This is a genomic window from Pseudomonas sp. CM27, from assembly GCF_013179515.1.
GTDB lineage: Bacteria > Pseudomonadota > Gammaproteobacteria > Pseudomonadales > Pseudomonadaceae > Aquipseudomonas.
Genome location: NZ_JABMCN010000193.1, coordinates 1 through 11701, shown reverse-complemented (window position 1 = coordinate 11701; position 11701 = coordinate 1). Strand labels below are relative to the sequence as shown.

Here is an 11701-nt window from a genome sequence, read left to right as displayed (position 1 = left end):
CCACACTACGCCCAGGGGCTGGCGCGATATCCCGCAGGATCGAACTGGCGTAGCGCACGGTCTGGTCGGTCAGGTTCTCGCCGCGCACAAATGCCAGCCACTGGCTTTGGCCGATGTCGAAGCGATAGCCGACGCTGGCGCCCAGGGTGGTGTAGCCATCGGTGCTGGTTTCATTGGCCGGCTTGCGCTGCTGCGAGGCGGCATGCTGGACATCCACCCGAGCCTGCCAGCGATCCAGCTCCCAGACCAGTCCACTGTTCAGCCGTAGCGGCGCGATGCGGGGCAGCGCCTCGCCACTGTCGAGGTTCTTGGCCCGGGTGTAGTCACCGGACAGCTCCAGGGCGAAGCTGCCATAGCGGTTCTCGGCCAGCTGCCAGCGGTCTTGGGCCTCGATGCCGTAGAAGCGCGCCCGCACGCCCTGGTACTGGTATTCCGGGAAACCGTCGTGGTCATGATCGTGGTCGTGATCATCGTCGTCATGGCCGTGGTCATGCCCGCCCTCGCGCAGGTTGCCGGTGCCGATCAGGCCGATGTAGTTGCGAAAGTGGCTGTAGAACACCCCGACACTTCCCTTGTGGGTGCCATTGTCGAAGCGCAGCGCGAGGTCGGCGGAAATGGCCTTTTCCTTGTTCAGGCTGGCGTCGCCCACTTCATAGGCACCGGTGGCCACGTGGGCACCATTGGCGTACAGCTCGTAGAAGGTCGGGGCGCGTTCGGTATAGCCCAGGTTGGCGGCCAGCGACCAGATCGGGTCGAGCTGGTACACCGCACCCGATGACAGGCTGAAGGCGTTGAAGCTGCTGGCGCTGTCGGCGTTGACGAAGTTCTCGTTGCCCTTGGCGTCCGGGTCGACCCGGGTGTGCTCCATGCGCGCGCCCAGGCTCAGGTTCAGCCGCTCGGTGGCCTGCCACTGCTCCAGCATGAACAGCGCCAGGCTGTCGGTATCGGTGTGCGGGACAAACGCTTCCTCGCCCAAGGCCGAGAACTGGTTGCGGCTGACCTGGGCCCCGATTACCCCTTCTACCGGCCCGAGCGGTTGATGACGGGCTTCGATGCGCGCTTCGTAGCCCTTGTTCTTGAACGTGGTGTGGACCTCACCTTCTTCTATTTCACTGTGCTCGTAGTCGGTGTAGCCGGCGTCGACCTTGATCGAACTGAACGGGCCGTTCAGGTCACGCAGCTCGGAGGCGAAGGCGTAGTGGTCCTGTTGCATGTCCAGGCGCACACCGGGTTCGGCCACTGAGCCGTAGTTGCTGTCATAGCGGCTGTACGACAGCCCGGCGTAACCATGATCCCAGTGGTAGGCGCCGCCCAGTGCGCCACCGTCCTGGCGGCCGTCACTGTTTTCCAGGCGGTGCTTGCTGCCGGGCTCTTCGGCATCGCGCACCTTGGCGCTACGGGCATAGCCGGGAATGCGCAGGTCGTTGAACTGGCGGCTGTTGGCATCCAGGTGCAAGGCGAAGGCACCGTTGCCGGCCTCCAGCTTGCCGGCGCTGCTGCGGGTGGTGTCGGCGCCGCCGTAGCGCAGCTCACCGGCACCGTGGATGCCCTCGATCGGCGCGTCCGGGATACGGTTGTCGAAGGTGTTGACCACGCCGCCAATGGCGTTGCCGCCGTACAGCAGGGCGGCGGGACCGCGGACGATTTCGACCCGGTCGACGGTTACCGGGTCCAGTGGCACGGCATGATCGTAGGAAAGCGACGAGGCATCCAGGGCGCCGACGCCATTGCGCAGGATGCGAATGCGGTCGCCGTCCAGGCCGCGGATTACCGGGCGGCTGGCACCAGGGCCGAACCAGGTCGAGGCGACACCGGGCTGCTTGTTCAGGGTTTCACCGAGGCTGCCATGCTGCTGTTGCAGCAGGTTGTCGCCTTCGAGCACGGTGCTGGGAGCGGCCAGTTGGCTATTGCCCAGCGGGTTGGCGGTGATGACCTGGGGTTCGAGTTCCACGGCCTGGCTGGGTGATGCGGCAAGCCAGAGCGCGACGGTGAGAGAGGAGAAGCGAAGGGGTGAATACAGCATGGGGGTCGGGCGTTCCTTGGCAGATGCTTTTATAGTGTTACAAGATAACATAACTATTTCAGCATAGAGGATTTGCGCCTGGCCAGCGATTTTTCTGTCGACCCGACTGATCCCACCCGCCACTACACTCGTGTAAGGTGCGCATCTTTCCTACGGAGCACAGCATGAGCACGGCCCAACACAACGCGCTGCACGGCAAGACCCTCGAACAGATCCTCACCGAACTGGTGGCGCACTACCAATGGCAGGGGCTGGCCGAGCGCGTCGATGTGCGCTGCTTCAAGAGCAACCCGACCATCAAGTCGAGCCTGACCTTCCTGCGCAAGACACCGTGGGCGCGGGAAAAGGTCGAGCAGCTGTACGTGAAGCTGCAGCGCCAGGCCTGACATGCCGCGGCGCCCGTGGCTGACCGGCATGGCTGTACTGGGCTGGTTCGGCCTGACCGTTCAGGTGTACCTGGTGCTGCTGGCGCGTTGGCACGATCAGGCCAGCCTGATCGGCGGTCTCATCAACGTCTTCGGCTATTTCACCGTGTTGACCAATACCCTGGTGGCAACGGTGCTCAGTTATGCGGCGTTTGGCCGGGAAGGGCGGGGCAAACGCTTTTTCCTGTCACCTTCGGTGAGTACGGCAGTGGCTGCCAGCATCGTGCTGGTGGCGCTGGCCTACAGCCTGTTGCTGCGCCATTTGTGGCAGCCGCAGGGCTGGCAATGGCTGGCGGACGAGCTGTTGCACGACGTGATGCCCGCACTGTATGCGCTGTATTGGTGGTGCGAAGTGCCCAAGGGCACCCTGCGGCTGCGGCATTTGGCGGTTTGGGCGTTGTACCCGGCTGTGTATTTTGCCTATGCGCTGTGGCGGGGGAGCGATATTGGCGTGTATGCCTACCCGTTCATCGATGTGGCGAGCCTGGGGATTGGGCAGGTGATGCTCAATGCGCTGGGGGTGCTGGCAGGGTTCTGGGGGATCGGGCTGGTGTTGTTGGCGGTGGACAGGTATATGGCACAACATTTTCAGCGTCTGTGAGATCGAGCGCCGCCCGCGCGGCGCTTGATCTCACAGACGCTGCATATCCTGTGGCGAGCACCTGTCAGCCCTGATGCAATCCCTGCTGCAACTGGCCTGCCGACGACAAAGCCAGTCCTGGGACTACCAGTCACTCGTCCTCCGCAGTCCCGTCAGCACGCCAGTATGCCGCAGCCTTCAGCGCATCCTCAGCCACGCCTTTCTCCAGCAGCACTGCCTTGGCCTGGCGGGTCAGGGCTTTTTCCAGCGCCACCCAGCCATACAGCCGGCCTTGCGGCAAGCTCAGGTTCTTCACCAGCGTCAGCAGGTCCTCTTGCCTACGGCGCACCCAGATCACTTCCACCTGGGCCTTGCTCGGCAGCGGCTGGCGCTCTTGCTCGTCTTCGATCTGGATAACCGCCAGAACCTGGCGGCCTGCGGGCAACTCCTCCAGCCGCCGGCCAATCGCCGGAATGGCAGTTTCGTCCCCGATCAGCAGATAGCTGTCGAAAATGTCCGGCACCACCAGCGAAGCCCGAGGCCCGGCGATGTTCAGGGTGTGCCCAGGCGCGGCCTGAGCGGCCCAGGTTGAGGCAGGGCCATCGCCGTGCAGCACGAAGTCGATGTCCAGTTCATTGGCCACCAGGTCGATGCGCCGTGGTGTGTATTCGCGCATGGTCGGGCGCGGGCCGCCGTCGGGGCGCAGGTTGCGCGCGTCGATGGCCTGCTGTTGCTCCGGTGTTTCGGCGAACAGCAGCTTGATATGGTCGTCGCTGCCCACGCTGGTGAAGCCTTCGAGTTCGGAACCACCCAAGGTGATGCGGCGCATGCGTGGGGTCAGTTCGGTCACCCGCAGCACCTGCAGGCGGCGCTGGCGAATTTCGTGGTTGACGCGGTGAATGGTGTCACTCATGGGGAGTCTCCTTGACGCGTTCGGCCGGCCCGGTGGCGATGGCCTTGGCGGTATGGTTGAGCAGATCGCGGACCCGCTCGATTTCTTCGGCGGTCCAGCGGCCGCTGTGCATGTGCAGTGCGTGGCGCAGGTTGCCGACCGCTTCATGGATTTCTGGTGGGCGATCGTGGCCGCGCAGGGCGCGCTTGCTGACTTCGATGCGCATGCGCACGCCGTCAAGGGCCACGGCCTGCTCAGCCAGGGCGCTGCGGCCGGCATCGGTGATGGCATAAAGGCGCTTGCTGCCTTGCACCTGGCCGCTGATCAGCTCGGCTTCCTCAAGAAAGTTCAGCGTGGGGTAGATCACCCCCGGGCTTGGGCTGTAGCTGCCATCGAACAGATTTTCGATCTGCCGGATCAGGTCGTAGCCGTGCCCGGGTTGCTCGGCGAGCAGGTCCAGCATCAGCAGCTTGAGATCACCGGGGGCGAAGACGCGGGGGCCACGCTCGCCGCGGCCTGGGCGCCGCTCGAACGGATCGTGGGGGGTGTGTTCACGCATGGGCATTGAGCTCCGTCTTTTGCGATATATCTTAAGATATTACTCAAGATATATCTAAAGACAAGCCCTTTGTTGCGGATGATTATCATCTAGTTAGTCGATAGGTTTCCTGAAGGTGCCGGGGTATGATCGGCCACCTGTGGCGGTTTGCACTCATTCGGATTGCCCGGCTGCAGGTAAGGCATCAGGATCGGCGCCATGCCCTTGAGCACCTGAACTGGCAGCGCCGAGGTAAATTTGAAGGCTTCTGCCGAGCGCCCAGGGACGAAGGCGGTCAAGGTGCCAAAGTGGTTGTCGCCCAGGAAGAACACGAACGTGGCGGTTCGGTTCAGCGAGCGGGAGCCTATCAGCCGCCCGCCGGCGCCAAAGCTTTCGATGCGGTTATCACCCGTGCCGGTCTTGCCACCCATTACCAGTGGCGTGCCGTCCTGCAGCTTGAAGCTGCCGGAAATCCGCCGCGCCGTGCCTGCATCCACCACCTGCGACATGGCGCCTTTCAGGGCTCGCGCCACCTCCACTGGCAAAATCCGCACGCCGCGGTCCGGGTCGGTGAGCAGCTTGGTTTCGTAAGGGGTGTTGGCCGCAAAGTGCAGGGTGTCGATGCGCAGCGTCGGCAGGCGAATGCCATCGTTCTGGATGATGCCGACCAGCTCGGAAAGGGCGGCAGGGCGGTCGCCCGAGCTGCCGATGGCGGTGGCCAGCGACGGCACCAGATGGTCGAACGGATAGCCCACGCGCTTCCAGCGCTGGTGGATGTCGAGGAACGCTTCGATCTCGACCATGGTGCGGATGCGGCTGTCGCGGGCGCCCTGATGGCGGCTTTTGAACAGCCAGCCGTACACCTCCTGGCGCTCGAAGCGGCTGGCATTGACCATCTCGGTCAAGGTCGAGCTCGGGTTCTTCAGCAGGTAACCCAGCAGCCACAAATCCAGTGGATGGACCTTGGCGATATAGCCCTGGTCGGGTAGGTCGTACTTGCCCGGGCCGTAAGCGTCGTACATCTCGGACAGGCGCCCGTCGGTGAGTTTGCCGAGGGTGATCTTGTCGCCCTTGAGGTGGGCCCGGACAAAGGCGTTGAAGGTTTCCTGGCCGGCTTCGGGGAACAGGTAACGGTGCACCGCGGCCAGCCGTTGCGGGGTGACACGCATGCTGTCGAGGAACGTGTCCAGGCGCTGCTGCGAGGTTTTGCGCTGGTATTTTTTCCAGAAGCGCATCAGGTAGTTGGTGCCCTCCTTGTCGGCGAAGCGGGCCAGGTATTCCTGGCGGCGCGGGTCGGCGTCGTCCTTCAGCAGCGGTACCCGGTTGAACGGCTGCTGGTACGTCACGTAGCGCACCAGGTCGCGCATCAAGCGGATGAACGGCAGGTTGATCGACTCGCGCAGGGCGTCCTTGAGCGTCGGGTTGCGGTTGTTGTCTTCCTTGCGGAAGTTGTTGAACACATGCATGCCGCCGCCGGTGAAAAAGGCTTCGCCGGTGTTGGCCGAGTACTTGCGCTCCAGCGCTGCGTCGAGCATGGCATCAAGGCTCTGGTTCTTGCTGTTCTGCGCCAGCCATTCCAGCGACCACTGGGTGATGCGGTCGAGTTCGGCGACCTCGACTTTCTTCAATTCGGCGGGGGGCTTGCCGGCGTACTTGTCATGCAGTTCGGCAATGATTTCCAGGTAGGTAGTGAGTACTCGCAGCTTGGCAGTGGAACCCAGCTCCAGCTTGCTGCCCTCGTTGATGTCGAAGGGCTGGTTGGTGCTGTCGGTCTGCACCCGCACCCGCGAGCCATCGGCGGTGCGCTCGAACAAGGTGAAGCTGTAGCTCACCTGGTCGGTGGTCTTGGTGGTGAGCAGGCGTTCGCCGATCAGGCCCATTTGTGCGGCGAATGCGGGGTCGGCGAGGTTTTTCAGGTACTGGCTGACCTGCAACTGCAGGTCGGCCTGCAAGGTGCTGGTGGCTGACAGGTCGAGCCGGTCGAGGTCGTACAGTGGGCGGTTGAGCATGGCTGCCAAGCGGTTGCGCGCCAGGCTGATGCCCTTGTTGGTGACGATTGGGACGATGGTCGGTTGCGCGACCCAGTCACGATAAACCGCCTTGCTGGCCAGCGCGGCGTCGGCCAGCGGCTGTTCAATGACGTTGTTGGCGGCGAGCACGCGGATGTGTGAGTCGGTGAGCTCGGCCAGCTCGATCCGGCCTTTGGACAAGTAGTGCGAGGGCCGGCGCTGGGCAATCATCAGCGACAGCACCTGGCGCAGGGCCAGGCCGCGTGTGGCCAGGCTCTCGGCGTCGCTGGCGGTGGACGTCAGGGCCTGGTTGACCTGGTCGAAGTCGGCGCCGTACCACACCCGCAGCCCTTCGGCCATGCCATGCACCTCGCCATGCCCAGGCACTGCCGACAGCGGCACGCTGTTGAGGTAGTCGCGCACGATACGCTGGCGTGCCTCGGTGGTATCGGGGCCGCCCTGGTAAGCGCGAACGCTGGCAGAAACCATCTGGCGGATCTTCTCGGCGCCTGACACGGTCAGGCCGTCTGGCGAGTGGCGGTACTTCTCCAGCTGGGTGGCCAAGGTGCTACCGCCGGCCGACTGCCCCGGCAGGGCCAGGTATTTGGCGATCTGGCTGTAGGCGGCCTTGGCGAAGCGCGGCCAGTCCACGGCGGGGTTGTTGCGTGGGTCCTGGGCGTCGAGCAGGTCGCGGTTTTCGATGAACAGCAGGCTGTTGACCATCACCGGCGGGATCGCCGCAAAGTCCGGGTACAGGTGCTGCGGATAGTTGTACTGGTACAGCGTGTCGCCGCGGCAGTCGGTGATCGACAGGCCCGCCTGGATTTTCTCGATATACGGGGCGAACAGCCCATGATCGACGTAGTTCATCAACGCTGGCGAAAACCTCACCTGCTCGCTGATCAGGTAGTCGCGCTTGAGCAGGCGTGGCAGGAACTCGCCCAGCGCGCTGTAGCCCAGGCGTTTGTCGAACGGCCCTTCACCGGGGTAGACGATGGCATCGCTGGGGCCGGGCTGCAGTGAATAGGTGAGGGTGCCCGCCAGTTTGCTGAATTCCCGCGATTGCAGTTCGGACGTGCGAAATTCGTCATACGCGGCAAAGCCGATGGCCACCAGCGCCACCAGCAGGATCAGGATGATCAGCCGCCACCATAGCCGACGCTGACGGGGTGACTGGGGTTGTGGCGTCTCGGCCGGAGGTATCTGGGGTGCTTCCGTTCTGCTTGGTTCCGATTGCCACAGTGCGCCCATAGTCTTCAATCCGGCCAGGTGTTTTCGTCTTGCTTGTCTGAAGCTTAGACGTTGAGCGCATCAGGTGAAAAATTTGTAGGACGCGACGGAAAGTGGCGTAAGGCTATGCGGCTTTGGTGTGGGTTTCCTCGTTCGCCGATATTGCTATGGTGCCCGAGTTTTGTGGCCGCTGCGCCCCGCTCGCCAGCAAGCCAGCTGCCAAAACCCCAGAGAACTCGCTGATTTTTCCTGTATATACAGCGAAAAACCCTACACCGAGCTTCCTATACTGCTCGCCCCCTTCGCCCCGCCGGGTGCTCTACACCGGCATACGGGCCGGCCCACGAGGCCAGCCTGGCAAGCCACCGCCACGCCTATCGGCATGGTCAGTGCTGCACGAAGGTCAAATCCAATAACAAAATGAGGTTGTATTGCTATGCCAGTCGGCAACCACCCTGCCCACGGCCAAGCCACTGAAGGCGGCCCGCTCAAGCGTGAACTGGGCGAACGGCACATCCGCCTGATGGCGCTGGGCGCCTGTATCGGTGTCGGTCTTTTCCTGGGTTCGGCCAAGGCCATCGAAATGGCCGGCCCTGCCATCATGCTGTCCTACATCATCGGCGGCCTGGCCATCCTGGTGATCATGCGCGCCCTGGGCGAAATGGCCGTGCACAACCCGGTCGCCGGGTCTTTCAGCCGCTATGCCCAGGACTACCTCGGCCCGCTGGCGGGCTTTCTTACCGGCTGGAACTACTGGTTCCTGTGGCTGGTAACCTGCGTGGCCGAAATCACTGCGGTGGCCATCTACATGGGCATCTGGTTCCCCGATGTACCACGCTGGATCTGGGCCCTGGCGGCCCTGGGCAGCATGGGCGCGGTCAACCTGGTGGCGGTGAAGGCCTTCGGCGAGTTCGAGTTCTGGTTCGCCCTGATCAAGATCGTCACCATCATCGCCATGGTCCTTGGGGGCATTGGCGTGATTGCCTTCGGCTTCGGTAACGACGGTGTGGCACTCGGTATTTCCAACCTGTGGAGCAATGGCGGCTTCATGCCCAACGGCATGACTGGTGTGCTGATGTCGCTGCAGATGGTCATGTTCGCCTACCTGGGCGTGGAAATGATCGGCCTGACCGCCGGCGAAGCGCGCAACCCGCAGAAGACCATTCCACAGGCCATCGGCTCGGTGTTCTGGCGCATCCTGCTGTTCTACGTTGGTGCGCTGTTCGTGATCCTGTCGATCTACCCGTGGAACGAAATCGGCAGCCAGGGCAGCCCGTTCGTCATGACCTTCGAGCGCCTGGGCATCAAGACTGCGGCGGGCATCATCAACTTCGTGGTCATCACTGCGGCGCTGTCGTCGTGCAACGGCGGTATCTTCAGCACCGGGCGCATGCTCTACAGCCTGGCGCAGAATGGCCAGGCCCCGGCGGCGTTCGCCCGTACCTCGAAAAACGGCGTACCGCGCAATGCGCTGCTGCTGTCGATCGGCGCGCTGCTGCTGGGTGTGCTGGCCAACTACCTGGTACCGGAAAAGGTCTTCGTCTGGGTGACTTCGATCGCCACCTTCGGTGCAATCTGGACCTGGGTGATGATTCTGCTGGCGCAGCTCAAGTTCCGCGCTGGCCTGAGCACCGCCGAGCGCAAGGCACTCAAGTACCGCATGTGGCTGTGGCCGCTGAGCTCCTACCTGGCGCTGGCCTTCCTGGTGCTGGTGGTTGGCCTGATGGCGTACTTCGAGGATACCCGCGTGGCCCTGTACATTGGCCCGGCGTTCCTGGTGTTGCTGACGGTGCTGTACTACACGTTCCGCCTGGCACCGAAAGAGGTGCAGGGTGTGGCCAGTACCGCTTCCTGATCTGAGATAGCCGGGGCCGCTTTGCGGCCCATCGCCGGCAAGCCAGCTCCCACAGTTACAGCATATCGCTCCAGGGCAAAGCGGTCAGTGTGGGAGCTGGCTTGCCGGCGATGGGCTGCAAAGCAGCCCCAGGTGCCTGTCAGGCCGCCACCTCACTGTGCGGCTCAAAGCTGTCCGCCCGCGCCAGTTGCCACATGCGCGAATAGAACTGGCCATTCACCTCGCCAGTCAGCAACTCCCCCGGCTTCAGGAACACATGCATCTGCGAGAACAGCTTGATCTCGGTGGCCGATACCCGCCGTACCAGGTGCTTGGCTTCCAGCTGCTCGGGATGGTTCAATCCCGCCGCAGCCAGCATTTCGGCCAATGCACGCAAGGTGTTGTGATGGAAGTTCAACACCCGCTGGGCCTTGTCCGGCACCACCAGGGCGCGCTGGCGCAACGGGTCTTGCGTGGCCACGCCGGTCGGGCATTTGTTGGTATGGCAGCTTTGCGACTGGATGCAGCCAATGGCAAACATGAAACCGCGCGCCGAGTTGGCCCAGTCGGCGCCAATGGCCAGCACGCTGGCAATGTCAAAAGCACTGACGATCTTGCCGCTGGCCCCTAGCTTGATCTTGTCGCGCAGGTTCAGGCCGACCAGGGTGTTGTGCACGAACAGCAAGCCTTCGCGCAACGGCACGCCGATATGGTCGGTGAATTCCACGGGCGCCGCACCCGTGCCCCCTTCCTTGCCATCGACCACGATGAAGTCGGGCAGGATGCCGGTTTCCAGCATGGCCTTGGCGATGCCCATGAACTCCCACGGGTGGCCCAGGCAGAACTTGAACCCCACCGGTTTGCCCCCCGACAGTTCACGCAGCTGGGCGATGAACTGCATCATTTCGGTGGGGGTGGAGAAGGCGCTGTGGCGCGACGGCGAGATGCAGTCTTCGCCCATCAATATGCCGCGGGTCTCGGCGATTTCCTGGGTGACCTTGTGCTTGGGCAGGATGCCGCCATGGCCGGGCTTGGCGCCTTGGCTCATCTTTATCTCGATCATCCGCACCTGCGGGCTGCGTGCTTGCGTGGCGAAGCGCTCAGGGTCGAAACGGCCATCCGGGGTGCGGCAACCGAAGTAGCCGCTGCCCAGTTCCCACACCAGGTCGCCACCGTGCTCGCGGTGATAGGGGCTGATGCTGCCTTCGCCGGTGTCATGGTGGAAATTGCCCAGCTTGGCGCCCTGGTTGAGGGCGCGGATGGCATTGGCGCTGAGTGAGCCGAAGCTCATGGCCGAGATGTTGAAGATCGACGCCGAGTACGGCTGGCTGCACTGTGGTCCGCCGACGATGGTGCGGAAGCTGGACGGGTCGGCCAGCGGTGCCGGGCGCATGGAGTGGCCGATGAACTCGAAGCCGGACTCGTACACGTCGATCAAGGTGCCGAAGGGTTTGTCCGAAGCCTCGTTCTTGGCCCGGGCGTACACCAGCGAGCGCTGGGCGCGGGAAAATGGCAGGGCGTCGCTGTCGGACTCCAGCAGGTACTGGCGGATTTCCGGGCGTATGGCCTCGACCAGGTAGCGGATGTTGCCCAGGATCGGGTAGTTGCGGCGCACGGCATGGCGTTGCTGCAGCAGGTCGAACAGGCCGATCAGGCTGAGGATGCCGGTGGTCAGGGTGAACGGCCACAGCCATTCGTGGTGGGTGAAGGGCAGGCTCGCCAGGGTGAACAGTACACAGGCGGCGAAGAAGGCGTAGCGGCTGAGAAGTGACAGGCTCATACAGGGTCCTTGCGATGGCGCGGTCAGGCTCAGGGCCTGGGGCAAACCCCGACCATAGCCAAGTTGCCGGGCTGTGCAAATTAAAATCGGGGTAGCGAAAATCATTCTCGCCAAGCCATTGCTGCATCAACGGCCTTGGCGCCCGCGAGCCCGCTAGCATTTGCCCCGCCGCAGCAAATACCGCTCAAATCGTGTTGCGCAACAGCATCTGTCGCCAGCCCTCCTGCTCCTGTACCGGCGCCTCGACCATGAATGTGTAGCGCCCGGCCACCCGCATCGCCACCGGCACCCCATCCCGATACAACAAGCGGTTGCCGCTCACCGCAGGTACCTTCGCCCCCGGCAGCAATGACCCGATCAGGTTCAGCGGGTCAGCGGCACTTACCACCA

At 63.4% G+C, this 11701-nt stretch carries 9 protein-coding genes; 3 read left to right on the top strand and 6 right to left on the bottom strand.

All coding sequences use genetic code 11. From position 1 onward, the window contains the following. On the bottom strand, window positions 1-2023 hold a 2023-nt coding region (locus HP547_RS21170), incomplete at its 3' end, for a TonB-dependent receptor (protein ID WP_172287350.1). Between the two features lie 164 nt (window positions 2024-2187). Here HP547_RS21170 and HP547_RS21165 point away from each other — a divergent pair. Then, complete coding sequence (locus HP547_RS21165; RefSeq protein ID WP_008093990.1) at window positions 2188-2409, top strand: VF530 family DNA-binding protein; 222 nt, start codon at window positions 2188-2190, stop codon at window positions 2407-2409. 1 nt (window position 2410) lies between these two features. Then, window positions 2411-3049, top strand: a complete 639-nt coding sequence (locus HP547_RS21160; RefSeq protein WP_172230242.1) for a Pr6Pr family membrane protein — start codon at window positions 2411-2413, stop codon at window positions 3047-3049. A 130-nt stretch (window positions 3050-3179) separates the two neighbouring features. Here the strand turns inward: HP547_RS21160 and HP547_RS21155 are convergent, their stop codons facing one another. The 3 genes from HP547_RS21155 to HP547_RS21145 form a co-directional block, all read right to left on the bottom strand. Continuing rightward, window positions 3180-3941, bottom strand: coding sequence for a siderophore-interacting protein (locus HP547_RS21155; protein ID WP_172230245.1), 762 nt, complete (start codon window positions 3939-3941; stop codon window positions 3180-3182). Beyond that, window positions 3934-4479 (bottom strand): PadR family transcriptional regulator, encoded by a 546-nt coding sequence (locus tag HP547_RS21150; RefSeq protein WP_172230248.1) that lies wholly within the window; start codon window positions 4477-4479, stop codon window positions 3934-3936. The genes HP547_RS21155 and HP547_RS21150 overlap by 8 nt, the downstream gene beginning before the upstream one ends. 89 nt (window positions 4480-4568) lie before the next feature. After that, window positions 4569-7718 (bottom strand): transglycosylase domain-containing protein, encoded by a 3150-nt coding sequence (locus HP547_RS21145; RefSeq protein WP_172287349.1) that lies wholly within the window; start codon window positions 7716-7718, stop codon window positions 4569-4571. Window positions 7719-8133: 415 nt separating this feature from the next. Here HP547_RS21145 and HP547_RS21140 point away from each other — a divergent pair, with 415 nt between their 5' ends. Continuing rightward, window positions 8134-9552 carry an amino acid permease gene (locus HP547_RS21140; protein WP_172228354.1) on the top strand — a complete coding sequence of 473 codons (1419 nt, stop codon included), beginning with the start codon at window positions 8134-8136 and terminating at the stop codon, window positions 9550-9552. Window positions 9553-9691: 139 nt separating this feature from the next. Here the strand turns inward: HP547_RS21140 and HP547_RS21135 are convergent, their stop codons facing one another. Together HP547_RS21135 and HP547_RS21130 are read right to left on the bottom strand one after the other, a co-directional pair. After that, the gene (locus tag HP547_RS21135) at window positions 9692-11311 is read right to left on the bottom strand and encodes an FMN-binding glutamate synthase family protein (protein WP_172228352.1); all 1620 of its coding nucleotides are present in this window, start codon (window positions 11309-11311) and stop codon (window positions 9692-9694) included. A gap of 184 nt (window positions 11312-11495) precedes the next feature. Further along, window positions 11496-11701 (bottom strand): hypothetical protein (locus tag HP547_RS21130; protein ID WP_172287348.1); only part of this gene is annotated, 206 nt, incomplete at its 5' end.